The organism is Chloroflexota bacterium (assembly GCA_016235055.1).
Lineage (GTDB): Bacteria > Chloroflexota > Anaerolineae > JACRMK01 > JACRMK01 > JACRMK01.
Genome location: JACRMK010000078.1, coordinates 139,362 through 164,480, shown reverse-complemented (window position 1 = coordinate 164,480; position 25,119 = coordinate 139,362). Strand labels below are relative to the sequence as shown.

Genomic DNA, 25,119 nt, shown 5'->3' with positions numbered 1-25,119 from the left:
CCAACAAAGTTGGGAGGGGGTCGGGGGGAGGGCAACGCCGCTTACTTGTCGAGCCAGCGTGCGTGACAAGCACCAGAGGGCCAAGTTCATAGCAAGCCGGCATTGGACAGTACGCGTCCAAAGCCAAATTGAGAATTGCTGGAATTCGTCGCCGTCTGCCATCTCTGGCGCGAATGATGGTATAATAACGTCGTGGTAGCCACTGGATTGCGCCGCCGGCGCTCTCCGCACAAATGCGATCATCTGCAACGGAGCAGATTAGCATTATGGTGTTCGCCGCTCAACGAATCTCGCTAGTAATACCTGGCGCGCTCGCACCGATTGCCTCGCGACAAGCAGTCCATCGCAGTCGTTCCTCTAGCGACGGCGCCCTTTTTGCGCCGGATGCAGGCGGCCGCTCGCGCGGCGCACGAGCCGGGCAGGCATTCCCCACGCGTGCCTGCGCATGCACACGCGCCACGGGGCGGCGCGAGGCTGACGTATGAACGGCCGGATACCGCTTGCGATTGCCTTGACCCTGCTCGCAACGCTGATCTGCATGGTTGCGTTGCTGTCGACGGCGGCCAGCATCTCGGAAGCGATCGGTAGCGCGAACGACGAGAGCGACTTCATCAATCCGGTGCCGTTCAAGGGCGTTGCGGTTGCCCCGCTGCCGCGCCCCGATGCGGGTCGCATCGAGCGTGGCGCCAGGGTGTACACCGCGCAATGCGCGAAATGTCATGGCGCCACACTGCAAGGCGCCCCCCAATGGCCGCTGCGCCAACCCGACGGCTCGTACCCGGCCGCGCCATTGGATGCGTCGGGCCCGGCCTGGCGAAACCGCGATACAACCATCATCGACGTCATCACCAACGGCAATGGCCCGGCCGGCGCCAGCGGCATGCCGGCCTTTAGGACCACGTTGTCACCCGCGGAGGTGGTCGATGTGATGGACTACATCAAGTCGCGCTGGAGCCGAGACCAGCGCCGCAAACAATGGTGGCAAACCCAGCGGGATGCGGAGACCTCTCCGGAGTGACCGGCTGACGATACAGAAAGCCCCCGTGTGAACGGGGGCTTTCTGTTTTCCGCCATACGCCTAACGCACGATTAGCCGGACGCCAAGGCGCGCTGCGTTCGGCGCGCCCGGCGCCGCCAACGACAGACGCTCGCCCGTGCGCGCATCGTACAGCCCAACCTCGATAACGTAGTTGCCTGGCGGCATCTCTTTCGGCAGCCGCAGATCGTGCGTGTCGACGAGGTACTCGCCCGGCACCCAGGTCACAGTGGGCCGCGCGCCGCCCGCCGGCACCGAGTCATCTTGCGCCAGCGGCGGGCCATCGGTTGACCGCACCTGCACAAACACCTTGTACCCGGCGCGCACGCGTTGTACCGCGCGCCAGTGCAGATCCACTCGCAGCGAGTCGCCGGCGACGAGCGTGACCGTGCCGGTAAACGCGCCACTCAGCGCCGGCGTCGGCGTGAGGTCGTAGCCGTACAGCATAATCTCATTGCCGCTGAAGCGAAACTGCTGCGTGACGCGCGGTCGAGTCGGCTGAAAGATGCGCGTGCTTGGCTCAACCTTGACATTGCCGACCGATACGGATGCACCAACGGTTGTTCCAAGCCGGTCCATGATGGTCATGCGCAAGGTGCGGTCGCCCTCCGCCGCGTCGGACGGGACATAGAACGTGTAGCGTGCCTTTACGATCTCTCCCGTGTGCCACTGGCTGGTCGGGTAGCCGCTGACCAGCGGCGCCGGTGCATCGCCCGTGAACGACTCCGTCGGCGCCGAGCTGCGGGAGATCAGGAACTGCACGCGGTAGTCGTCTTTCGGCGTCGCCAGCGCCCGCCAGTAGATCGTGACCTGAATCGGCTCGCCCGGTTGTCCGGCGTCGCGGTCAAGCTCATAGCCGATCATATCAATCACGCCGGCCACGTTGTAGCGCATCAGACGGGCCGGCTTGATCTTTTCCAGCGGGGGCGGCTGCTGGGCGCGTTCAATGCGGATGGGATCCGAGACTATCGTACGGCCGGCCGGGTTTCCGGCCGCATCCAGCACATCGAGCGTCTGCAGATCATCGGCGGCATACAACTGAACTTCAAGGCTGTATTCACCGGGTGGCGTGCCGGGGTCGAGCGGCACGGCCAGCGCACCGAACACAATGTCGCCGGCGCGCCAGCGAGTGGTCGGGAAGTCGTATGTCGCCGGCCGCGCATCGAGCTTACCGACGAGCCGACCGGCCGAATCGAGCGCGCGCAGCGACACCTGGTAGTCGCGCGTCAGGTCGGCCAGCGCGCGCCAGTAGACTGTCACCGCGATGCCCTGATCGGCCGGCTGCGCCGCCGGCGGCAGATTGTAGCCGAGCAGCTCGATCTGCCCTCCAAAGTTGGCCGTGCGGGCGTACTGAATCTGCGGCTTGTCGCGAAACACGGTGCCCGGCGCCAGTACGTAGTGCAGGACATCGACCCCCCAGAACGAATCCACCCCCACGCGCTGCGCCTGTGTGTCGAGGATGGTGCGCACAAACCCGCCGGGGTCTACGATCTCGTCCTGCCACAGCACCAGCCACGCGCCGGTCGCGCCGCTCAGCGCCTGATTGAGTTCGTTGGCTACGTTGTAACCCAGCACGCGCCGGGTCGACAACGTCGGCGAATCGGGCAGCGGGATGGTGCGCCCCTGCGGATCGTAGTACTGGTAGACCGGGTACATGTGCCCGGACACGAGGATGGTCGGCTCGCTGGGCGACCGTTGCGACCTGATCGTCGCCACAGCCGAGCGAAAATCGTCCTTCATGAACTGCGGGTCAGTGTATAGATTGATCAGCCCGCTGACCACCGTGCTCGCCACGACCGCCACGCAACCCGCCGCCAGCGACAGCAGCGTATAGCGGCGTGCGGCGTGCGCCGGCGCGCTGCGCCAGAACGCTAATCCCAGCGCTGCGAGCGTCGCCGCCACGAAAAGCAGGAAGGCCGGCGACGCGATCATCAAGTAACGGGGATGAAACTTCGGCCGCCCATACGAAATGAACCACATGAGCAGTACGGGCATGACCAGCCACAGCAGCAGATAGACCCGCGCGGCTGCGCCGGTTGTCAGCGGGAGGCGGAACGGGTTGTCCACGTACGGAGCGACCGGATCGCGCTGCAGGCGCGCGGCCGCAAACCAGCCGGCAATCGCCAGCAAGCCGAACACGAGCGCCGGCAGCAACGCGTCGGCTTCCAGCATCGTCTGGCCGGTGCTGAATAGGATCAGCGTCTTGCGCGCCACCTCGCCCATGGATAACACGCCTTCAAAGTACGACTCATCCTGGGCGAAGCGCGCCAGCGCAAACTGCGCCCACGGCGCAAACGACAGGCACACCAGCGCGCTGCTGGTCAGGCCAACGAAAAGCATCCCCCAGTGCGTTTCCTGCCGCACCCACCAGTAGAAGAAATAGATCACCTGAAACGCAACAATGAAGAATGCGTAGAAGTGCAGATAAACGGCAACCAGATTGGCCAGCGTCCAGGCGATCCAGGTCAGCCAGGTGGGCCGCGCCAGCCAGCGCCAGAAAAAGAAGGCCGACAGCAGCACGAACAGTACCGTCGGCATGTACATGCGCGCTTCCTGCGAGTACCACACGTACATCGGCGATAGGGCCGCCAGCACGGCGGCGATCCAGCCGGCCGGCTCGCCCAGCAGCCGCCGCCCCAGGTGATAGAACAGCGGCACGCACAACACGCCGGACGCCAGCGACAGATACCGCAGGCTGAACTCGCTCTGCCCCACGGCCAGCGTCCAGTAATGGAGGATGTAGTAGTAGAGTGGCGGGTGGATATCGGCGGCCGTGCGCTCCGTGATCGCGCCAAGCGACTGGGCGGAGAGCCACGCGCTAAACGCCTCGTCATACCAGAGCGACATCGCGTCGATACGCGCCAGCCGAACGACGTAGGCCGCCAGCGCAACGACAGTGAGCAAGTTACGGCGGGACAGCAGCCGGTGCGCGGTGGCGGCGAGGGTGGCAAGGTTCATGAGGCGTCTGAGCAGAGTCTAGCATGCCGGCAGAATGCGTGCAAATGGCGCATCGATTTGCCGTCCTATCTACCTTACGTCGCGTAGCGCCCGTTTGGACTTTCGCAGTTATGGTATAATCGCTGGAAGGATGACTACTTTCATTTTTGTGCGTCACGCCACCAATGATTGGGTAAAAAAGGGCAAACTGCCCGGCTGGACCGAGGGTATTCACCTGAACGACGAGGGGCGCAAGCAGGCCGCAGCCGCTGCTGGGCGCCTCAAGCCGGTCAAACTCGACGGCCTGTTCGCCAGCCATCTAGAGCGCGCGCAGGAGACGGCAGGGTATATCGCCGATGGTCGCAAGCTTGCCGTGCAGGTGCGCGAAAACCTCGCGGACCTGAAAACCGGCGAGTGGACGGGCAAATCGGTGAAGCAGGCCTCGAAGCACAAGCTGTGGGCGGCGATTCAGACGCGCCCGGCGCACACACGCATGCCGGGCGGCGAATCGTTCAGCGAGATGCAGGGCCGCCTCGTCGCTGAACTGGACGATATCGCGCGCCGCCACCCGAGGGGCACCGTCGCGGTCGTCTCGCACGCCGATGCCATCAAAGCCATCGTCGCGCACTACCTGCGGCTGGACCTCGACCACTTTCAGCGCATCGTGATCAGCCCGGCGTCGCTGACGGTCGTGCAGGTGGACGGAGGCATGGCGCGTTTGCTGCGCCTGAATGACACCGGACCGCTGGAACCGTTCGCGGCGCCGCATCGCCCCTCCAAGCGCGCGCGCAAGCAGCGGGGCGCGGCTCGAAAACGTTAGCTATGCCGCAACTTCTGTACGACTTCAATCCGGTCAGCGACGTCGTCGTGGACGCAATCGGCGAACCGGGACACCGCACTTTCTATCTGCAGGGCCGCCAGGGCCGCTCCACCGTCACCGTCATCATCGAGAAGTTACAGGCACAGGCGCTGGCCGACGGAATTGACGAGCTGCTCGAGAAGCTCGGCGAGCCGCCCAACACAAGTAAGGCGGAACTGTCGCTGGACGAGCCGCTCGAACCGCTGTTTCGCGTCGCGCAGATCGGCCTCGGACACGACGAGCGCACCGACCGGCTGGTCATCATCGCCTACGATTCGCCCGACGGCGACGAGGACGACGCCGAAGCGTCCGGCGCCGTGCGTTTCTGGATGAGCCGCGACCAGGCGCGCGCGCTCGCCGCCCATGCGCGCATCGTATGCGCCGGCGGCCGCCCGACGTGTGTCCTGTGCGGCAACCCGATCGACGCCGAGGGGCACTTCTGCCCCAAGCGCAATGGCCATTAGGCCGCCGCGCCGCCCTTCACCGCTGCCTCCCCCTGCGAACCGGCCCCGGCGCATTCAACTCAGACCAGAGCCATGAGCAAGAGACGCAACCGACCCACCGCAACTGAGACGCGCGAGGTGCGCATGCCCGCATCGCACCTCGAACCGCACACGACCGTCGAAATCATCGACACGCTATCCCACGGGCAGATCGACCTTCAGGGGTTGCTGCCCTGGAGCACCAATTACACGTTCCTGGGCGTCGTGACGCGCGGCGAGGTGCAGCTACTGGCCGTGTACAAGCCGTGCGCCGGAGAGCGGCCGCTGTGGGACTTCCCGACCGGCACGCTCTGCCAGCGCGAGGTTGCCGCGTATTGCGTGTCGGCCGCGCTCGGCTGGGACCTGGTGCCGCCGACCGTCCTGCGCGAGGGGCCACACGGGCCGGGCTCGGTGCAGCTGTTCATCGACTGCGACGCCGAGCAACACTACTTCACGCTCAAGGAATCGCACCGCGAGACGTTTAAGATGATGGCCATCTTCGACGCGTTACTGAACAACACCGACCGCAAGGGCGGCCACTGCCTGATCGACCGCAACGGCAAAGTCTGGGCCATCGATCACGGCGTGACGTTCCACCCGGAGCCGAAGCTGCGCACGGTGATCTGGGACTACGCGGGCGAGTCGATTCCGCCGAAACTGCTTGAGGACATGGCATCGATGCAGGCGCAGTTGGAGCAGCACGGCACCGTTGCCGACCGGCTGGCCGAACTGCTGTCCGCCGATGAAATCCAGGCGTTCGAAGGCCGGCTGGCCGAACTGCTGGAAGCGGGCAGGTTCCCGGAGCCCAATTCGGACTGGTACACGGTACCCTGGCCGCCGGTTTAGCCGGCGCTAGAGGATACCGCGCCGCTTCAAGTCGCCGGCCAGTTGCTCGGCCGACTCGAAGCGAATGGCATCGATGCCCAGCGATGCCGCCGCAGCGACATTCGCCGGCACGTCGTCGATAAACACGCACTGCTCCGCCCGGCAACCGGCGCGCTCCACCGCCAACCGGTAGATGCGCGCGTCGGGCTTCGTCAGTTTCACATCGCCCGATATCACCGCATCGTCAAACAGGTGCAGGAAGTCGAAGCGCGCGCGCGTCTCATCAAACTTGCCGGGCGGGAAATTCGACAGTGCAACCAGCGGCCAACCGGCGGCCTTCAGTTGCCGCAGAATCGCCACCGTCGGCTCGATCGCCCCGCCGAACGAGTGCACGTAGCGCTGACCGTAGAGACGAATCTGTTCGCACCAGCGCGGGTGCTGTGCGCACAGCGCCTCGGCTGCCTCGTCGAAGCTGCGCCCGGCGTCCTGGTGCATGTTCCAGCCGTAGAAATCGATCTCAGCCAGAAACGCATCGACGGCCGCTTCGTCGCCGCCAAACACCTCTCGGTACACGTAGCGTGGATCCCAGTCGAGCAGCACCCCGCCCAGGTCAAAGATAATCGCGCGAATTAGATGGTCAGTCATGGCGTCAGTGTAACCGACGCCTTCGCCGGGTGCAAATTGCCGCTTGCGCAGCGCCGGCAACTGCGCTACGATACACCCATGCCAGAGCGGACGACTGCGCGCACGCGTATCGCGGCGCTGTGGCGCGACGCCAACCGGACCGTGCTCGACCTGCTCTTCCCGCCGCGTTGTGCCGGCTGCGGCCGGCTGGGGCGCGAGTGGTTCTGCGCCGCCTGCACCGGCGCGCTGCAGCGTATTGCGCCGCCATTCTGCCCTCGCTGCGGCAGCGAGCTACCGTCCCCTTCTGCCGCATGTGCCAGTTGCGCCGCTCACCCACCGCCCGACGTGCTGGCCAGCCTGCATGCAGTCGCACGATACGCCGATCCGCTGCGCCCGGCGATTCACGCGCTGAAGTATAACGGGCGAACGGTGCTCGCCGAGCCGCTGGGCGCGCTGCTGGCCGCCGAGCTTGCCACGCTCGCGCTGCCGGCCAGCCTGATCGTGCCGGTGCCGTTGCACAAACAACGCGAGCGCCAGCGCGGCTACAACCAGTCGGCGCTGCTCGCGGCCGAAGTCGGCCGCCGCTGCGGCCTGCCGGTCGATCGAGACGCACTGGTGCGCGACCGGAACACGGAACCGCAGGTCAGTATGCACAGCGCCGCCGAGCGCCGCGCCAATATCGCGGGCGCCTTCCGCGCCCGGCGCGCGCTGCCCGGCGAGAAGATTCTGCTCATCGACGATGTCGCGACCACCGGCGCGACGCTGGCCAACTGCGCGATCGAACTGGCTGCCGCCGGTGCCGGAATTGTTTGGGGATTGACTTTAGCACGTTAAAGATGCGATAATATAGGTGAGCACAATCGAAAGGAGGCGCTCTGTCGGGCGCGGAGCACACCGATCGGATAGCCCCGCGTTCAACCACCATTTCCATTGAGGAGGGTCGTTTATGCAACTCTCGATCACGGGACGCAACGTTGAGGTCACGGACTATACCCGTGAGTACGTGGAAAAGAAGATGCAGCGCGTCGAGCGGCATCTGCCGGGCATGACGGAGGCGCGGGTCGAGTTGACCAGCGAAAACACCAAGGGGTCGGACGCACGCAACGTGGCCCAGATCACGCTCCGCTCGGGCGGCAAGATTCTGCGCGGCGAGGAGCGTGGCTCCGACCTGTTCACCGCCATCGACATGGCGATGGAGAAGGTGGTGCGCCAGGTCGACCGGTTCAAGGAGAAGCGCCATGGCCGCAAGCGGCGAAGCGCCGGCTTGCGCGAGACGGTCGATGCGATCGAAAGCTTGCCAGTCGCGCTGGCCGAAGCGGCATCCGAGCCGCCGCCGGCCAGCCCGGATGACCTGGAGTACGAAGCGTATCTGCCGATCGTACGCACCAAACGCTTCCAGACCTCGCCGATGTCGGCCGAGGAAGCGATCGAGCAGATGGAGTTGATCGGCCACTCGTTCTTCGTGTTCTACAACGAGAGCGACGGCGGAGTGAACGTGCTCTACCGGCGCAACGACGGCGACTACGGGCTGCTGATACCGGAACTGGGATAGTAGAGCGGCGCAGTAAACGCGAAGCGGGTGGACTAGTCCACCCGCTTCGCATTTCCCGTCCCGCCGCGTATCCTCTGCACTCAGGGCGCTCCCGCCCCAGGGTCACCGGCGCCCTGGCGGCGCATCAAACGATAGATCTCGAACTGGTACCACGCCATCAACCCGCACAATAGCCACCCGCGCCAGCCGTCGCGCCAGCCGGACAACTGCACGAAGCGCCGGTAGAACTCGCGTAGTGGCTGCGTCACAAACTTGCGCGGCTGCGGCCGGACGCCTTGCTGCCACAGCTTGTGGGCGTCAAACTGCGCATAATACCTTTGCTTGCGGATGAACTCACCGATCGTCTCGTAGTTGATATGCGTGAGGTGCCGTGTTAGTTCGCCAACGTCGCCGTCCAGCACGACCAGCTCGTGCACCGTCCGCGCTGGGTCGTAGCGCGCGCCGGCGCGGCGCATCAAGCGCAGTTGCCGATCCGGGTACCAGCCTGTGTGCCGTATCCACGCTCCGAAGATATAGTTCTTGCGCGGTATCCAGTAGCCGGCCTGCGTGTCCGGCGCGGCATTGATCGTCGCCCGCACCTCGTCGCGCAGATCGCCGGGCACGCGCTCGTCGGCGTCCACGAACAGCACCCAGTCGCCGGTCGCCAGGCCAAGCGCCGTGTCGCGCATCGCCGCGTAGTTGACGAACGCGCGCTCCTCCAGCCGCGCGCCGGCCGCGCGCGTAATCTCCGGCGTGCGATCGGTGCTGAACGAATCCACCACCAGCATTTCGTCGGCCCACGCCAGGCTGGCGAGGCAATCCGGCAGGTGCCGCTCCTCGTTGCGCGCCAGCACCACCGCGGAAAGCGTCGTCATGAGTTACCCGCCAACATGGCGCGCACGTCGGCAATTGCCGACAGTCGCGCCGATCGTTCAGCCTGATTCATCTGCGTGTCCGCCTCAGTCGTGCGTTGTGCATGCCAGAGGCCCAGGCGGATGACGAATCGGATTGTAGCCAGCCGCGCCCGCGACTCGAACTTCCCGAAATAGCGCAAGCGGCTCTTCCAAAGCTGCACGTACATCGCCTGCCGGAACTGGCTGGTCGATTGGCCCTCAAAGTGCACAATGCCCGCGCGTGGCTCGCACCAGATATCCCAGCGCGCGGCCCGGATGCGCCGCGACCAGTCCACTTCCTCGACATACATGAAATACCCTTCATCCATCAGGCCGGCATCTTGTATTGCCGCGCCGCGCAACAGCATGCTTGCACCCAGCGGGTGATCTACCAGGAACGGCTCGGCATGACGCGCATAGCGGCCATTGAGCGCGGAGTTCATGACGCGATGCTGCGCCGGAAAGAAGTCGAAGTACGTCTGGAAGATGCCGGGGAAACGGAACGCCGAATGCTGAAAACGCCCGTCGGGGTAGGTCAACTGTGCGCCGACCATCCCCGCGCGCGGGTGCGCCTGAATGAACGCCAGCAGCGTCGCAATGGCATCCGGCTGCACGTGCGTGTCGGGATTCAGCAGCAACACGAACTCCGGCGCGCCGGATTGCTGACCGCCGAATCCGAGCGAGCGCAGCGCCACGTTATTGCCGGCCGCGAATCCGAGGTTGGCGCCCGCCTCGATCAACTGGACGCCTGGAAACTCGGCGCGCACCATCTCCGCGCTGCCATCCCGCGACGCATTGTCCACCACGATCGGCAGCGGATTCACGCCCTCGCTGGCGATCACTGCCCGCAGACAGTCGCGCAGCAGATCACGCGTGTTGTACGAGACGATAATGACTGGTAAATCGATCACAGGTTTTTTTGGGCCGCTAGACGAACGCGCAGAGTTGGTCGTACAACGCCTGCGTGCGCACCACCTGTCGACGGGCGCGATCGACATCCGGTTCGCCAAACAGGAACACGATGACCAGCATCATCGCGGTGTCGAGCCGGTAGATCGTCTCCACCGCCGGCGGCACGGAATCGAAGATCGCCGCATCACCGTAGCCAGCGAGGAAACCGTCCCTGAGATTGCCGGCCTCGGCCACACGCGCCAACTCAAAAACTGGGTCGCCATGCAGGGCGTTACCCCAGTCGTTGATCGCCACCACCCGCGACTGCCGGGTGAATAGGTTGGCCGGGCGCGCATCCATGTGCAGCAACTGCCGGCGCGGCACATACGTGCCCAGTATCTCGTTTAGCAACTCGGGCCGCAGACGGTCGAGAATCAATTCCGCGTACCGCTCGACTGCGCGTGCCCGATCAGCGACACGAGCCGCCACCATGGCGTTGAAGCCGCCCGGTCGCTCTGCGACGAGGGTGCGCTCCACCGGCGGGCAGTCGTGGATCGACCGCACCAGGCGACCTAAGTCGTGGAACGACAGCGGACTGTCGTCACGCGCGATGAACTCTGACGCCAGAAAATCGAGCCCGTCGTCGTTCAGGTGCAGGGCGCGGATCGCTGGCGATGGCACACCGTGACGGCACGCGTGCAAGGTCAACACGGCTTCCTGCTCCAGATATGCGCGCAGGTCCCAAATCCCGAAGTCGTCGCTGACGAAACGCTGCCAGGGCGTCTTGATCGCCACCGGTCCAAAGGCGTCCGTGTCGGCGCGGCAGACGAGCCCTTCCAACCCCTGCCCCGCGATCTCGAAATGGTCGGCCTGCCACTCCGGATAGTGCGTTTGCACTTCCGCCTGCAGCGCCGCCAGCAGTTGCGCTTTCCGCGCAGCGGACTGCGTCATGGCGGCTAGAATCCGATCGTCACCTTCGTCGGCGCAATGCGGTCGTTGACGATGCGTACCTGCTCATGGTACAGACCAACCCAGAAGTACGGCGCCAGCGGGTTAAACTGGCTCTTGTCGGTCATGCGCACGCGCCCGGTGACCTGGACGCGCTGGCCGGGCATCAGGTAGTACAGGTCTTTGCCATTGACGGTCTTGACGGTCAACTGGCTCGGCGATCCGATGCCCCAGCGGTACGGATAGAACCGCCCGGTCGAGTTGCCTTCGAAGTCCATGCCGATGCGGAAGACGCCCGGCTCTTCGTATTCGCCCAGCCCGTTGAAGTTGGCAATCGAATCGTATTCGGTGCCGCTCCACGGCCCCTTGGTGCGCACCGGCGTCGTACCGATGTTACCTACGGTGGCGGTAAACACGAGGCTGGAGCCTAGCGGAACCGAGGTCGGCGCAATACGCGCCGTCGCGCCGATGATCTCGGCGCGCGGCACGCCGCCGTCGGCCACGGTCAGTGTATTGGTCGCCACGACGGTATTGCCAAGCGCGTCGGTCGCCTCGGCCACGACGATGTAGTCCCCATCCGGCGGAGGCTGCGCGCCCAGGTCCACGCCGCCTTCGTAGTCGTAGGTGTGCACGCCGGGGTCGCCCGGCCTGGCCGCGTTGTCCAGCCGCTCCGGCACGGGCCACTTGCTGCCGTCCTTGCCGCGCAAGTAGACCAGCACATCGGCCTTCTTCGTCAAGTTGTACGCCATGCTGACGCGGTCATCAATACCGTCGCGGTTCGGGGTAAAGCGGTGCGGAAAGACCGTGAAGTTCTGGATCTCCGGCAGCGTCAGGGTCGAGCCTTCGATTTTGAAACTCCGCTCGGCCAGCTCGGGGGCGCCGCCATCGGCGGGCAGCGCCTCAATGCGCACGCCGTACGCGCCGTTGGGCAGCACCATGCCACCCAGCACGCCGCCAAACAGAAACGAATAGGTTCCGGGCGAGCGGAGCTGCGCCTTGCGCAAAACGTAGGCGCGACCATCGGGGCCGATCAGTGTGACGCTGATCGTCGCGCCGGCGGCCAGCGTGTACGAGACCTCGAGCGCTTCATCTTTGCCGTCGCCGTTAGGCGTGATCGTCTCCGGGCGCACGGACGCCGCCGGCAGCAGCGGCGGCGCGCCGCAGGCGGCCAGCAGCCACAGGCATAGGACCGACGCAAATAGATGTCTGATGGTCATGACCGTTCAACAGGCACAAAAATATCTGGAGCAAAACGACTCCAGAACTGTTTTCGAGTCTAACAGAGCCGATATCAATCGTCAAATGGGCGCGCCGCCGAAAACGGGCCGCCCCGCCAGATCGCGTAATCGGCGGGGCGTTTTGGGCTGCGTCATGCAGAGGGCACGATTACGGTTGCGGCTCAAGCTCCAACTGATCACCAACCTGCGTGGCGCTGGCGGCAATCGCCCCGGCGGGCAGTTCCAGCGTGGCCCAGGCGCGCCAGAACGGCTTGCCCAGCGTGTTGGGGCGCAATCCGGGCTCCAGGCCAACGACCACGCCGCGCCGGTCGATATACACGCAATCGAGCGGGAAGCGCATCCAAAACATGTGAATCCAGTTCGTGTCGTACAGCACCAACCCGCCGCCGGGCGGCAAAGCCGGCCTACCCATCAGTCCCAGCAAGCGGTCGGCGAAGCCGGTCGCCTCGGCCGCACCGGCGGCGACCACCGAGCCGCGCGTGCGGTTGCGAATGCTTACCCGCACAGGCCCGGCAGCATATTAAACTGGCGGCACAGGCGCGGGATGGTCGGGCCCAGAATGACGATGAACAGGCCGGGAATCAGCAGCAGTACAAGCACGACGCTCATCTTGGTCGGCGCCTTGTGCGCTTCTTCTTCGGCGCGCTGGCGGCGCTTGATGCGCATCTGCTCGGACTGCACGCGCAGGATCTTGGTCATGCTGACGCCTAACTGCTCGGCCTGGATCAGCGCGGTCACGAAGTTGCTCAGGTCGGACACGCCGGCGCGCTCCGCCATGTCCTTGAGCGCTTCTTTGCGCGAGCGCCCCATGCGCACTTCGCTGTTGACCCGGCCAAAGGCGCGCGCCAACTCGTTATCCATCTTCTCGGCCACCCGCGCCAGGCCGGCATCCAGCGCCAGGCCGGCCTCTACGCTGATCGTCAGCAGGTCGAGCGCATCGGGCAGGGATCGCTGGATCGTCTTCTGACGGGCCGCGATTTTCCGGTTGAGCCACAGCACCGGCAGGTAGAAACCCAGCCCGCCGCCCGCCGTGGCATACAGCACCGCTTGCGCAAACGGCGCCTTGCTCACGAGCATCAGCCCGAGCGGCAGCACGGCGCAGACCACGGCGGCCAGCGTCCGCACGCCCAGAAAATCGGTTGGCAACCAGTTGTACGGGTTGCCCGACATCTCCAGCTTAAGGCGCATACCCTCGACATTGGCGCGCGGCGCAAAACGCAGCGCCAACCCTGAAAGGCTCTGCAGCATCGGGCGCCCGACACGCTCGGAGAACGGCCGCTCCATTTCGATTTCGTCGAGCGTACGCACGCGCGTGCCAAACTGGTTCAGGCGCGACTGCAGCGGGTCGGCCCGGCCAGGCAGCGCCAGGCCGATGAACACCATCAATACCGCAGCAAACGCCAGCAAGGCCACAAGGATGGGTAACACAACGATCCTCCGCCAGCTAGACCTCGATATTCACGATGCGGCGAATCAGCACAAAAGCCAGACCCACCAGCCCGAACGAGGTGCATGCCAGCATCATGCCGCAAATACTGCGGAACAGCTCGCCCATGTAGTCGCCGTTCAAAACAAAGAGCACCATCGTCAGGATGAACGGCATCGAGCCGACCAGATAGCCGGCGCTTTGCTGCTGCGCCGTCAGCACGCCGATCTCGCCCTTGATGCGAATGCGTTCGCGGATCGTATGCCCGATGATTTCCAGCACCTGCGACAGGTTGCCGCCCACCTCGTGGTTGATCAGGATTGCCGTCACCGTCATATCGAGGTCGTCATTGGCGTTGCGGCGCACCATGTTGTTCATCGCCGCTTCCATGTCAAGGCCGAGCCCCATCTCGCGCACCACCCGTCCAAACTCCCCGGCGATGGGCGGCGGCATTTCGCGCGACAGCAACTCCATGGACTGCAACAGGCTGTAGCCTGAGCGCAGCGAGTTGGCCAGCAGGGCGACGGCATCCGGCAGTTGGGAAGCAAACGCCTTGCGGCGCTGGCCCTGCCGGAAGCCGAGGTAGACGCGCGGCAAAAAGTAGCCCAGCACGCCGCCCGGCAGCGCCATGAACGGCTGGCGGAAGATAAGGTAGAACAGCAGACCCACGCCGGCGACGAGCGCGAAGCTGATCAGCAGGAATTCGCCCGGCGTCAGCTTCAGATCGGCGCGCGCCAGTTGCACGATCAGGTCGTTGGACTGGCCGCGCCTGGACAGCTCTTTGTCGATCTCGTCGGCCAGCTTGCCTTTTTTTTCCTGCACCGGCGTCGTGTCGCTTCCGCCGGTGCGCGAAGCAAAACGGTCCAGCCGGTCGCCGATTGCGTTCGAGCTAAACACGTACCGTGCGACACCGGCAAACATGATCACGATCGAAATCGTGCACAACAACGCCACGCCTATCGGGGCCAGTTCCATATGCTGGACGCTTTCCGCGGTGGCCGCTTAACGCCGCCGCCGGTCTCCGGTAAAGCCGAAGACCTCGGGCGGCAGTTGGATGCCCGACGCTTCCAGCTTTTCCGTGAACTTCGGGCGAATGCCGGTCGGCTGCAGCCGCCCCATGATCTTGCCGTTCTCGATGCCGTACTGTTCGAACTTGAAGACGTCCTGCATGACGATCACGTCGCCTTCCATGCCCTGCACCTCGGTTACCGCCACGGTGCGACGCGTGCCGTCGCGCATGCGCTCCAGTTGGACGACCACATCGACCGCCGCCGAAATCTGCTCGCGGATGGCGCGCACCGGCAGGTCCATGCCCGCCATCAGCACCATTGTCTCGAGGCGGGAGAGCGCGTCGCGCGGGCTGTTGGCGTGCAAGGTCGTCATCGATCCGTCGTGGCCGGTGTTCATCGCCTGCAGCATGTCGAGCGCCTCGCCCGAACGGCATTCGCCGACGATGATGCGGTCGGGACGCATGCGCAGCGTGTTGATGACCAGATCGCGAATCGTCACCTCGCCCTTGCCTTCAATGTTCGGCGGACGCGACTCCAGCGTGATGACGTGATCCTGCTGCAACTGCAGCTCGGCCGCGTTCTCGACCGTGATGATGCGCTCATCGGACGGGATGAACGACGACAACATGTTCAGGAACGTCGTCTTGCCGGTGCCCGTGCCGCCCGACACGACCAAATTCAGGCGCGCGAAGCAACACGCCTTCAGCAGCTCGATCGCCTCCGCCGAGATCGCTCCCATCTCAACCAGGCGCTCGGCGGTCAGCATCCGCTTGAAGAACTTTCGGATAGTGACCGTGGGGCCGCGCAGGGCCAGCGGCGGGATGATGATGTTGACGCGCGATCCATTCGGCAGGCGGGCGTCGACATACGGCTGCGCCTCATCGACCCGACGGCCGATCGGCGACACGATGCGATCGATGATCCGCATCACGTGCGAGTCGTTCTCGAACTGCACCGACGACTTCTCGACTTTGCCGGCCCGCTCGATGTAAACCGTCTTCGGCCCGTTGACCATGATTTCGGTGATCGATTCGTCACCCAGCAGCACTTCGATCGGGCCAAACCCAAGTATGTCCGAAACGATCTGCTCGAACAACTTCGCACGGTCGGCGCGGTTCATCGGGACGTTTTCTTCCTCGACCGCCGCGTTGAACAGCGTCTCCAGGCTCCGGCGTACCTCTTCGGTCTTGCTGACGTCCAGCTTGGGATCGAGCTCGGCGATCAGGCGGGCGTGAATGCGCTCTTTCAGCTCACGCTGGGCGTCGCGAACCGGCGCGGCAGCCTGCCGCCGCAAGCGGATTTCATCTAGCTTGGACGCGCTGCCATCCACGCCGCCGCCATCGACGGACGCCGTGTTGGCGCCCGCCGGGACGGGCGTCAGGCCGCCCGGCGTCGTCTGAACCGATTTTTCAATGCGTTTCAATAGTGACATGCTTACTCCCCGCGTGCCCGCTGGGCGGCGACAGGCAACCCGCCGGTCGCCCAGCAGGCCGGTCCTAGCGGAACAACCCGCGTCGTTGCTGCGGTTGCGCCCTGGCCGATTCTCCGGCCGGGTCGGCTGCCGGTCGCACGAGCAGCTTGGCCAGTCGTACGATCGAAAGCGCCGCCAGTGAGTTCTTTTGATTGATTACGAACGGCTGCCCCATCTGCGCGGCCTGGGTTGTCGCGCGGTCGTCGCGCTCGATGACCGCATAGACGGGGTGCTTGATGCTGGCCTGGATATCCTGCGCCGTGATACTGCTGCGCGGGTCATGCTTGCTCAGGATCATCAAGGTCTTGTCCGCCGGATACTTGAGCGCCTCGGTCACCTCAAAGAACAGTTTGGTATTCTTGATAGCCGGAATCTCGCTGGTCGTCAGCAGCAGAATCCGGTCGGCCACATCCAACACATTGAGCGTGACCTCGTCAAGCGATGCAAACGTATCGACCACAATATAGTCAAACTTGGCGCGCAGCGCAGTCAGGATCGTCCGCACCGCCGGCGCCGTGACCAGTTCCGCCAGTTCCGGCGAGGACGGCGCCAGCATGACCTTGATGCCCGACGGATGCGAGACCATCAGATCGGCAAGTATTTCCAGATCGGGCCCGCCTTCGGCCGACGCGATTTCGGCGATCGTCTGCTGGCTGGTCAGGTTGAGCAGCACGCCGACGTCGCCAAAGCGCAAGCTGCAATCGACCAGCGCCACGCGCCCACGCGTCTCCTCTTTCAGCGCAATGGCCAGATTGGCGGCCAGCGTGCTGCGACCCAGCCCGCCGCTGGCGCTGAAGACAACCAGCACTTTGCCTTGCGGCACGCTTGGGGCGGCGGGTGCGCTGGCGGGCGCCTGCGTGTATGGCGCCACGGTCCTGGCCGGCGGCACCGTGATCGTGCGCTCGCCTGCCGGCGGTGGTAACGTTGCCGCGGACACTACCTGTCCGGCCGGTCGCGCCGGCGTCGCCGAAACGCGGTTGTCCGTGGTTGAGCCGGCCGGCGGCGTGCCGGTCGCGGCGCCTTGCCGGGCGGCGGCTCGCTGTTCGCCGCCCAGCTTCGCCACTGCGCGAATAGTGTTCGCCAGTTGTTCGCTGCTAAACGGTTTGATCAAGAACTCGCGCGCACCGGCCAGCATAGCCCGCCGCAGATAGTCCGGCTCGGCCTGCACGGACATGATTACGATCTGTGTGCCAGGCACCTGGCGCGTAATCTGCTCGCTGGCGGCAATGCCGTCCATGCCGGGCATGTTGATGTCCATCAACACCACATCCGGCTGGTGCTCGATCGCCAACCGGACGGCGTCATCGCCCGTGCCGCCCGTAGCTGCGACTTCAACGTCCTTCTCGAAATAGAGCAGCTTCTTGAGATTGGTGACCGTGTCCGGATTATCGTCAACGATCAGGACCCGTATCTTGCCGGTGCTTTCGCTCATGGTAATCGGTTCGGTTACTTGCGGCCCACAAGCGAGCCCGTAAAGTTGAAGCGCTGGTCGATATACTCGACAATGACCGGCTCCGTCTGCACGATCTCGTGATCACCGGCCGCCCGCAGTGCCAACTGAACTTCAGCAGAAGTTTCGCGCAGGAACTTCAACACCAGCGCATCCTGCCGGTTGACGAGGAACGTCAGGCTGGGCGCGCCCGCCCCGCTATTGTCCGCCGTCGCCGCGGCATTCCACGCCCCGACACGCAGGATTTCGGCATCTTGCAGCGTCAGTTGCGTAATCTGCCGGCGCGTGTATCCCGAGAGCACCTGCCCGGCGGGTGGCACCAGGTCATAGGATACGATCAAGTCGACAAAATCCCCCTCGCGCAGCGCCGACGCCACCCCGGAAATCTGGCTGACCGGGAACGCCACGGCGACTTTGCCCTTGGGAATGATGAGCGCCGCGTCGGACCCAACGCCCTTGCGAGTCTCTTCCTCTTTCTTGTCGGCGATCATGTCGCGCACGAGGATTTGGCCGATCGCGATTCGAGTCCGCGACATCTTGCCCGTTGCCTGGCTGATGTCCGTAAGGGAACCGGGCGGTACCGGCACATCGTCCGGCCAGTCATACAGCGTGACAGCGGCCGCCGGGATTGTTGCGAATTGCACAATGTTTTGCTGTGCAATTACAACACGTGTCGTGTGCGGCACGGGGGTCGCGCCGCCTCCTCCCCCGCCCTGACTGAGCAACAACCAGATGACGCCTCCGGTGATGACTCCGAGAACGAGCCCCAGCATAATGAGTACCTGACCACCACGCCGCATGAGACGCCTCCATCAAGACGTTTTATGTAAACATAAGTGCTTAACTGGCAACATTGTACACGAATTCATACCCCCGCACAATAGCACTCAGGTAATAGGCTGAAGTTTGGCTACCTCCATCCAAACGGTCCCGGATAGCATCGGCACCGATTTCAATCGACGGAAAACTAGGGCAAATTGCAGTCTGCCGAACGTATTCAGTAGAAATGGGACTCACTGCATAGTGCTATTCGCCCTAATTCTGGCTCCGCGCGGGGGCGCAAAGGCCGACAAGTCGAGCAACGCCGTCGCGAACCGTCCGAGCCCAGGCCGTAACCTGCGGTACAGCGTCGAGTTGTCGGCGCTTCGGCGAATTAGCGCGCAATAATCGGCAGGAACAGGCGACCGGGAAGCACCGTAACCTGGATCGGGCCAAGTATATTGTTGGCCTCATTCGATTCTGCGACACGGCCATACGACGGATCTGCGCAGTTGCCTGGGTAATCGCACGTATCGGCCTGAAGGTATAGATCGTTCTGGCCCACTCGATTGAATGTTACGGCATAGGTAATCGTCACGGTCTGGCCGGCGCCGAGCGCGTCAACGATATAGTACGGCGGTGCGCCAAGATCACCCAACTGCGTGCGAGCCAGCGGCGCCTGGTCCGCGTAGAGGTCGACGAAGAACCACGTCCCCGTTCCAACCGGCCCCGCGTTCGTGACGGTCACTACCAGTGCCGTCGGTTCGAATGCGTGGACCGAGCCCGAGGCAATCCGGGCGCCCGTAATGCGGATATCCGGCGCGCCGGCGGTTGAAACCAAGTCGACATCGCGGAACGCGCCATCAGTTGATAGCGGATCGGAATCGGCCGGTGTTCGAACCGTTGCCGTGTTGGTGATGAGCGAGCCGTTGGCGGCTCCAGGCAGAACCTGTACCACGAAGCTTACACTGGCGAGGGCGCCAGGCGCGAGCGACGGCAAGCTGCGCGTGTAGATGCCGGCGCCGGCATTCCAGCCGGTCGTGTCGACGATCGACACATTGGCCGCCGGCGGCGATTCGGTGATCACGAGACCCGTCGCGAGCGTTGCCCCTGAGTTCCGGTAGGTGAGCACATAGGTGAGCACCTGCCCGGGTTGCACCACTGCCGCGCCATCATCCTTGACCAGCACCATGTGCGGCCCGGCCATGTAGTCGACGTCGAGCGCCAGGTTATTGTCTGGAAAGGCATCCAGTCCTGCAAAGTCCACGGCCGCCGAGGCGCTAATATACGTGCCCGCGGCAACTAATGGATCGACCTGCGCCCACAAGGCGCGCGCGCCGTTTCCGAGCGCGGCCACGCTGCCGATCGATTGAAAATAGACACCGCCGCCAGCGGGCGTCCAGCCGGAACCGGTATACGCCAGCCCGGCCGAAAGCGATACCGTGAGTACGACGCCGGATGCCGCACTCGTGGCGTTGTTGGAGTAGTTGATCGTATAGGTCAACACCTGCCCGGCGCGCGGGGTCGAGAGGCCGTCGCTGATCGCGGCGACCATGTCAACGCGACTGCTCGATACGACGTCGACGTCGACCGCGACGTTATTGCCTTGCACCAACGCCGACTCCGTATCGGCGCCCAGGCGTGCCGTATTGGTGATCGGCCCCAGCGGAGCCGCGGGATTGACCTGTACCACAAACGTCGTGGAGAAAGTTTCCCCGGCGGACACATTGCTCGCCGTCCGGGTATACGTGGCCCCGCCGCTCAGATTCCAACCACCCGGTCCGACGAAGGTCGTATTGGCCGGAACGGTCTCGGTCAGCATGACGTTGAGCGCCGTGAACCCGCCCTTGTTGATGTAGGAAATCGTGTAGGTCAGGACATCACTCGGAAGCACCGCCAGCCGGTGATCAGTCAGCGAAATGGAAAGGTCGGAGCCGCCAGGCACGACGTTGTCGACGTCGCGATAGACGTTGTTGGCCGGATCGCCATCCGGCCCTTGCGCACCGTTATAGCCAATGCTGACCGTATGTGTGAACGGTAAGTAGAGGGGATAGGTACCGCTGATGTACACCGTGAACGGCGTCTCCCCGACACTGCCCGGCGTGAGCGTGCCCGCATCAAAGACGAAGATGTTGCCGCCCAGACTCGTCCACTGCGGCCCGCCAACGTAGCGAGAGCCTTGCGGAATCGTGCTCGTCACTACCACGCCGCTTGCGGTCAACTGCCCGCTGTTGCCGTACGATACCGTGTAGAAGTTCGTTGAACTGACGACAATCGAACTGCGCAAGTCGTCGGTGCTGCCATACAGGTCAACGACGGCGACGCTGTCACTGTCGATGGACGCATTGTTCACCGGATCAGGATCCAAGCCCAGTGAGCCGTCATAGCCGATCGCGACCACGCTGTTGATCACGCCACTGGCGGGCTTGCCCGTCACCTGCACGACGAAGGTCGCCGTGGCGGTGGCAAGCGGCCCGACCGTGCCGAGGGTGAGCAGGTAGTACTGGCCATGCGCGGCCCAGCCGGCGGTCCCGCCGATAAACGTCGTGCTGATCGGCGGCGTTTGCGTCAACACCACGCCCGGCACCGTGCGCACGTCATTGTTTGTGTAGACGATCGTATAGGTCAGCACCTGGCCGAGGATCGCCGTGCTGAAACCATCGGACTGCGACACCTGCAGGTCGGGACCGTTGGCACTGTACTGCAATTCCACCAGGTTCAGAGCCGGTGAGCGTGTATAGGGCGCCGAGGCCGTCATGACCACTTGATACTGGAAGTAGTTGCCGAATTGGCCGCCCGGGAACACGTATGTATTGGTGATGTCGGAGCCGGCCGCGGCCTGGCCGATCGACGTCCACGGCTGCGCGTCGAGCGCGCTCTGTGTGGCGGCGATGCGGTACTGCATGGTCATGGTTTCCGTGTGCCCGGCCGCAACCGTTGTATTCCACTTGAGCGTGCCAAGCTGGTACGAGCCGCCGAAGTTGATCATCCGCGATTCATAGTGCCCGGCCGGCGCGTACGCATTGCCAATGCCGGCCGCGGAGCCGCGGTAGACGGTCGCCCGCGGCACGCCGGACGTATTGTAGCCGCCCAGCACATAGACCTGGCCGCCGCTGTTGATCACACTCGCGTGATACAGACGCGGCTCCGCCAACGGGCTTGACACAATCCAGAACCGCCCCCCGCCCAGGTCGCGCAAGGCGCCGTTATTCTCATCGATCAGCGCCGACTGCACGGCCGTGATGGCCTGGGAGGTGCCGATCCCTTCGCTGCCGCCAGTCACCAACAGTTGGCCGCCGCCTTGAACGAGGGCATGCGCGGAAAAAGCTTTGTTCAGCGAGTTGGCCGTCGTCCAAGCGCCTATGGAGCCGTCGTTGTTAAACTGCGCGTAAAACACCGCGGACACCGCCACCGACGAATTCGGCGGGGAGCCGGCTTGCCCCGCGACAATGTAAATGTAGTCCGTGCCTGTGCCGCTGGAGAATGTGGCCGCCCCAAATGAATAACGCCCCGCATTCCCGCCCACATCCGGAATGCCGTTTGTCTCGAGCACCCAGCTGCCCAGGCTGCCGTCGGCATTGATCGGGGCGCGATAGATGCTGCTGAAACTGTTGTACAGATCGTGGCCGCCCAGTACGTACAGGTTTCCGCCATGCACCACCGCCTGCGGATAGACCAAAGCATTCGACATCGATGCCGAAGCCCACGCGCCGCTCGGAACGGCATTGCCGTCAAATGCCCGATATACTATGCTCGACGTAAATACGCTATTGATGGACCCGCCCACAACGTACAGAATGCCGCCGCTCGCCGTCGGCGAAATCACCGCCGCCATGCTGGCGCGCGGGTTGGGCAAGTTATCGAGCGTACGCCAGCCCGGCGCGGTAATGCCCCCGGCCAGCGCCGTGGTGGCCGAGAAGATCGTCGTTTGCTCGGCAAACAGTCCGTCGTAGCCGCCTATGACCAAGACGTTGTCGCGGTAGATGACGGCCGCCAATTCGGCGCGCGCGTCCGGCAGGCTTTGCGTATCAGTCACCCAGTTCGACGTAATGCCGATCGGCAGCAACTGAATCTCGCCGTCACCCACATTGCGCACACCCGTGAGGTAGAATTGGCCGGACGCAAAATCCTCGCCCGTGGTGTCGATTAGCACGCAGGAATTGTTAAGGCAGAATGGAGCGCCGGCCTGCGCATGCAGAGCCAGTTCAAACGCAACGATCATCAGCGCCGCCAATGCGATCCCCGCGCCGATCACGCGCGCGACGCGCCGCAAGGCGGACGAGCGCCCTAGATTGCGTTGTGTACCGAACATGTGTCCTCCACCGAGCATGGAGTAGCGCGGGCGCCCGCACACGCTGCGCGAGCCGGCCCGCCGAATCAAGTATACCATCGGTCCGTTGCGGCCGGTCAATCCATGGACGGGGTCACGCGCATGGGTCTCACGCCCGCCTGGCTGATCCAACGGTTGCGATGGCCGATGGAAAATAAAACGCGGGAGGACACGCTGCCATGTCCTCCCGCCCGTTACAGCAAGCCCTGACCGGCTACTGATTGCAGGTGATGCTGCTGGTGGTCTTCAACGCGAAGTCGGTCTTATACGTGCCGCTGCCGGTGCCCACGACGACGTTCAGCGGGAAGCTCAGGTCGGCGCCGCCCACCCCATCGGTCGGCGCGTTGTACGTCAGGCCGTTGACCGTCACCGAAGCGCCCGTAATCTGGTAGGTGCCGCTTTCGATGTTGTTCAACACGAACTCGCCATTCGACGTGGTCTGCACGTTCTGGGTCGAGCCGCTCGGGTAGCGCACCGTCAGCGCCGCGTTCGGAGCAAAGGCGTCGGTGCTGATGATGCGGCATTCGCTGGCAATCGTCTGCACCTGGCTGGCGATCTGCGCGTAGATGGAGGCCATCGACGCGGCATCGGTTGCGCGGAAGTAATGCGGGCGGCTCGGGTCCGTATCGCGGCTGGCAATCGCCTGCAGCAATGCCGGGTTGAAGTTGTTTCCGACCGCGATCGTGTAGATGATCACGTCGGGCAGGCCGTCGCCGTTGGCGTCGGCCTTGGCGATGTTGGCCTGGTCGAGCGCGTCCTGTTCGGCGCCGGAGTTGCACGCTACGCTGCTGAACGCCATGCCATTGAAGCCGGTGATCTGTCCATTGATGCGGGCATTCGCCAACCCGTCGGACGCGATGATCATGATCGCCACGCTGCCCGCGCGGTGACCGGCGCCCAGCACCGTCTGCCGGCCCTGCTGGATACCGGCGGCCAGCGGCGTATAGCCGTTCGGGCTGAGGCTGTTGATGGTCGCATTGACCGTGGACACACTGCTCGTTAGCGAGTTCCGCACGCTGGCGGTGTAATAGCTGTTCGTGCTGCCGCTCTGCGTACAGCTGTAGTTATACCGGGATCCATTCTGGATCAGCGGATAGGTTACTAACCCAACCTGGTCGCCCACGGTCGGCTGCATGTTGTTATTGAAGCTCGTCAGGGCCGCTTTGGCCGCCTGAATCTTCGTCTGGCTGCCGAACGGATCACCCATACTACCCGAGGTATCGAGGATGTTGACCACGTCCACCGGCACATGCTGTGTGGTCTGGCTGACACGACCCACCAAAGTCAACTTCTGCAGCTTTACCGTGCCAACGAGCGAGCGCGTGACGCTGACCGGTGGGCGAATCTTGACGCTGGCGACGCCGAAGCTGGCGCAGCCGCCTTCCGCTGTCGGATCGACCCACTGCTGGAACTTGCCGGTGATCGACTTGGGGTTGCCCGTCGAGTCCATGCTGACCAGGCGGAAGCGTGCAAAGCCAACAATATGGTATCTGGCATTCGCTCCGGATCCCGACACGGTGTCGAAGATGGGGATCGTGACCGCCACGCCCGCCTTGCTGCCATTAATGTAGTCCTGCACGCCGCTGCGGACGCTGCTGGAGTTCATGGCGCCCGTCGCCGCGGGGATGTTATCGCCGACAGCCCACCGGCCGCTGCGGCTCGTGTCTGCGATATTAGTGGCCAGCGTGGCCGCACTGACGTCGCCGGCCGTCCACGTCAGCCAGCCGAAGTTGCCGGGCGCGTTCTGCTGGCCGGCATCCTTCTCAAAGATCTGGTAGGTGAAGGTCGGGTCCGCCTGCTCGGTGTGGATGTCACGGATGCCGTCGCCGTTCTCATCGCGGAAGGTCGTCACATTGACGGCCATCGGGAACATGCCGCCTGATGAGCAGACGCCCTTGTTGGCGTACGCCGCCGAGCCGCCATTGACCTGCAACGTCGGGAAACCGACCAGCCCCGCGAAGTAGGTGTTGAAGACGCGGTTGGCTTCGACCTGCACGCCAACGACCGGATAGCTGGCGCCGTTGACCGTCAGGGTCGCCGGCACTGGATTGTTGCGGCCGTAGGTGTCGATCGTTCCGGAGCGCACGACGATGCTGTTGCCGGTCGTGTCCTGTACCACATAGTAGGCGGTGACGTCGGCCGACGCCGTACCGTTGCGCACCGCATAGCTGCGCACGGCGTCGGAGACATCGCCATTGCGGCTGCCCGAGACGACCAGCTGCAGCGTGCCCGCCTCGGCTGCCGCGTCGAGCGAATTCTGCAATTGACGCCGCTGTACGTAATCGTTGCCGGCATCGGCCACCACCGCCACCATGGCCAACAGAGCGACCATCCCGGCGGCAATGATCATGAGCGATTGCCCTGCTTGTCGATTGGAGCGCTTGGTCTGGTTCATAGGATGTGCCTCAC

General features: G+C 64.2%; 20 protein-coding genes. 6 read left to right on the top strand and 14 right to left on the bottom strand.

The window, feature by feature from the left end; translation table 11 throughout:
• The first annotated feature begins 481 nt into the window (after positions 1-481).
• Positions 482-1,018, top strand: coding sequence for a cytochrome c (locus HZB53_19540; protein MBI5879846.1), 537 nt, complete (start codon positions 482-484; stop codon positions 1,016-1,018).
• A gap of 60 nt (positions 1,019-1,078) precedes the next feature.
• Here HZB53_19540 and HZB53_19535 read toward each other — a convergent pair whose 3' ends face one another.
• On the bottom strand, positions 1,079-3,994 hold the full coding sequence (locus HZB53_19535) for a glycosyltransferase family 39 protein (protein ID MBI5879845.1): 2,916 nt from the start codon (positions 3,992-3,994) through the stop codon (positions 1,079-1,081).
• Positions 3,995-4,124: 130 nt separating this feature from the next.
• Here HZB53_19535 and HZB53_19530 point away from each other — a divergent pair, with 130 nt between their 5' ends.
• From HZB53_19530 to HZB53_19520, 3 genes are all read left to right on the top strand, one after another.
• A complete protein-coding gene (locus tag HZB53_19530; GenBank protein MBI5879844.1) occupies positions 4,125-4,793 on the top strand; it encodes a histidine phosphatase family protein in 669 nt (222 codons plus the stop codon).
• Positions 4,794-4,795: 2 nt separating this feature from the next.
• Complete coding sequence (locus HZB53_19525; protein MBI5879843.1) at positions 4,796-5,296, top strand: DUF3090 domain-containing protein; 501 nt, start codon at positions 4,796-4,798, stop codon at positions 5,294-5,296.
• Positions 5,297-5,419: 123 nt separating this feature from the next.
• Complete coding sequence (locus tag HZB53_19520; protein MBI5879842.1) at positions 5,420-6,160, top strand: SCO1664 family protein; 741 nt, start codon at positions 5,420-5,422, stop codon at positions 6,158-6,160.
• A gap of 6 nt (positions 6,161-6,166) precedes the next feature.
• On the opposite strand, the gene HZB53_19515 is transcribed toward HZB53_19520, so the two are convergent.
• Entirely contained in the window at positions 6,167-6,784 is a 618-nt protein-coding gene (locus tag HZB53_19515; GenBank protein MBI5879841.1) for an HAD family phosphatase, read from the bottom strand.
• Between the two features lie 78 nt (positions 6,785-6,862).
• On the opposite strand from HZB53_19515, the gene HZB53_19510 reads away from it, so the two are divergent.
• Both HZB53_19510 and raiA read left to right on the top strand, forming a co-directional pair.
• Positions 6,863-7,597 (top strand): ComF family protein, encoded by a 735-nt coding sequence (locus HZB53_19510; GenBank protein ID MBI5879840.1) that lies wholly within the window; start codon positions 6,863-6,865, stop codon positions 7,595-7,597.
• Positions 7,598-7,709: 112 nt separating this feature from the next.
• Entirely contained in the window at positions 7,710-8,315 is a 606-nt protein-coding gene (gene raiA / locus HZB53_19505; GenBank protein MBI5879839.1) for a ribosome-associated translation inhibitor RaiA, read from the top strand.
• 80 nt (positions 8,316-8,395) lie between these two features.
• Here raiA and HZB53_19500 read toward each other — a convergent pair whose 3' ends face one another.
• The 12 genes from HZB53_19500 to HZB53_19445 all read right to left on the bottom strand — a co-directional run bounded on the left by HZB53_19500 (position 8,396) and on the right by HZB53_19445 (position 25,105).
• Positions 8,396-9,169 carry a glycosyltransferase family 2 protein gene (locus tag HZB53_19500; protein ID MBI5879838.1) on the bottom strand — a complete coding sequence of 258 codons (774 nt, stop codon included), beginning with the start codon at positions 9,167-9,169 and terminating at the stop codon, positions 8,396-8,398.
• Positions 9,166-10,098, bottom strand: a complete 933-nt coding sequence (locus tag HZB53_19495; protein ID MBI5879837.1) for a glycosyltransferase family 2 protein — start codon at positions 10,096-10,098, stop codon at positions 9,166-9,168. The genes HZB53_19500 and HZB53_19495 overlap by 4 nt, the downstream gene beginning before the upstream one ends.
• 16 nt (positions 10,099-10,114) lie before the next feature.
• Positions 10,115-11,029 (bottom strand): aminoglycoside phosphotransferase family protein, encoded by a 915-nt coding sequence (locus tag HZB53_19490; GenBank protein ID MBI5879836.1) that lies wholly within the window; start codon positions 11,027-11,029, stop codon positions 10,115-10,117.
• A 5-nt stretch (positions 11,030-11,034) separates the two neighbouring features.
• Positions 11,035-12,243 (bottom strand): hypothetical protein, encoded by a 1,209-nt coding sequence (locus HZB53_19485; protein MBI5879835.1) that lies wholly within the window; start codon positions 12,241-12,243, stop codon positions 11,035-11,037.
• Between the two features lie 169 nt (positions 12,244-12,412).
• Complete coding sequence (locus HZB53_19480; protein MBI5879834.1) at positions 12,413-12,769, bottom strand: DUF192 domain-containing protein; 357 nt, start codon at positions 12,767-12,769, stop codon at positions 12,413-12,415.
• A complete protein-coding gene (locus HZB53_19475) occupies positions 12,760-13,692 on the bottom strand; it encodes a type II secretion system F family protein (GenBank protein ID MBI5879833.1) in 933 nt (310 codons plus the stop codon). The genes HZB53_19480 and HZB53_19475 overlap by 10 nt, the downstream gene beginning before the upstream one ends.
• Positions 13,693-13,708: 16 nt before the next feature.
• Positions 13,709-14,665, bottom strand: coding sequence for a type II secretion system F family protein (locus tag HZB53_19470; GenBank protein MBI5879832.1), 957 nt, complete (start codon positions 14,663-14,665; stop codon positions 13,709-13,711).
• Between the two features lie 27 nt (positions 14,666-14,692).
• Positions 14,693-16,132 carry a CpaF family protein gene (locus HZB53_19465; GenBank protein MBI5879831.1) on the bottom strand — a complete coding sequence of 480 codons (1,440 nt, stop codon included), beginning with the start codon at positions 16,130-16,132 and terminating at the stop codon, positions 14,693-14,695.
• 64 nt (positions 16,133-16,196) lie between these two features.
• Positions 16,197-17,603, bottom strand: coding sequence for a response regulator (locus HZB53_19460; protein MBI5879830.1), 1,407 nt, complete (start codon positions 17,601-17,603; stop codon positions 16,197-16,199).
• A gap of 14 nt (positions 17,604-17,617) precedes the next feature.
• Positions 17,618-18,394, bottom strand: a complete 777-nt coding sequence (gene cpaB / locus HZB53_19455) for a Flp pilus assembly protein CpaB (GenBank protein ID MBI5879829.1) — start codon at positions 18,392-18,394, stop codon at positions 17,618-17,620.
• 380 nt (positions 18,395-18,774) lie between these two features.
• Positions 18,775-22,692, bottom strand: a complete 3,918-nt coding sequence (locus HZB53_19450; GenBank protein MBI5879828.1) for a DUF11 domain-containing protein — start codon at positions 22,690-22,692, stop codon at positions 18,775-18,777.
• A gap of 232 nt (positions 22,693-22,924) precedes the next feature.
• On the bottom strand, positions 22,925-25,105 hold the full coding sequence (locus tag HZB53_19445) for a VWA domain-containing protein (protein MBI5879827.1): 2,181 nt from the start codon (positions 25,103-25,105) through the stop codon (positions 22,925-22,927).
• Between the last annotated feature and the right edge of the window lie 14 nt (positions 25,106-25,119).

Coding starts and splice junctions, on each gene's coding strand:
- HZB53_19540 (MBI5879846.1), top strand. CDS start 482: ATGAACGGCCGGATACCGCTTGCGATTGCCTTGACCCTGCTCGCAACG.
- HZB53_19535 (MBI5879845.1), bottom strand. CDS start 3,994: ATGAACCTTGCCACCCTCGCCGCCACCGCGCACCGGCTGCTGTCCCGC.
- HZB53_19530 (MBI5879844.1), top strand. CDS start 4,125: ATGACTACTTTCATTTTTGTGCGTCACGCCACCAATGATTGGGTAAAA.
- HZB53_19525 (MBI5879843.1), top strand. CDS start 4,796: ATGCCGCAACTTCTGTACGACTTCAATCCGGTCAGCGACGTCGTCGTG.
- HZB53_19520 (MBI5879842.1), top strand. CDS start 5,420: ATGCCCGCATCGCACCTCGAACCGCACACGACCGTCGAAATCATCGAC.
- HZB53_19515 (MBI5879841.1), bottom strand. CDS start 6,784: ATGACTGACCATCTAATTCGCGCGATTATCTTTGACCTGGGCGGGGTG.
- HZB53_19510 (MBI5879840.1), top strand. CDS start 6,863: ATGCCAGAGCGGACGACTGCGCGCACGCGTATCGCGGCGCTGTGGCGC.
- raiA (MBI5879839.1), top strand. CDS start 7,710: ATGCAACTCTCGATCACGGGACGCAACGTTGAGGTCACGGACTATACC.
- HZB53_19500 (MBI5879838.1), bottom strand. CDS start 9,169: ATGACGACGCTTTCCGCGGTGGTGCTGGCGCGCAACGAGGAGCGGCAC.
- HZB53_19490 (MBI5879836.1), bottom strand. CDS start 11,029: ATGACGCAGTCCGCTGCGCGGAAAGCGCAACTGCTGGCGGCGCTGCAG.
- HZB53_19485 (MBI5879835.1), bottom strand. CDS start 12,243: ATGACCATCAGACATCTATTTGCGTCGGTCCTATGCCTGTGGCTGCTG.
- HZB53_19470 (MBI5879832.1), bottom strand. CDS start 14,665: ATGGAACTGGCCCCGATAGGCGTGGCGTTGTTGTGCACGATTTCGATC.
- HZB53_19465 (MBI5879831.1), bottom strand. CDS start 16,132: ATGTCACTATTGAAACGCATTGAAAAATCGGTTCAGACGACGCCGGGC.
- HZB53_19460 (MBI5879830.1), bottom strand. CDS start 17,603: ATGAGCGAAAGCACCGGCAAGATACGGGTCCTGATCGTTGACGATAAT.
- cpaB (MBI5879829.1), bottom strand. CDS start 18,394: ATGCTGGGGCTCGTTCTCGGAGTCATCACCGGAGGCGTCATCTGGTTG.
- HZB53_19450 (MBI5879828.1), bottom strand. CDS start 22,692: ATGTTCGGTACACAACGCAATCTAGGGCGCTCGTCCGCCTTGCGGCGC.
- HZB53_19445 (MBI5879827.1), bottom strand. CDS start 25,105: ATGAACCAGACCAAGCGCTCCAATCGACAAGCAGGGCAATCGCTCATG.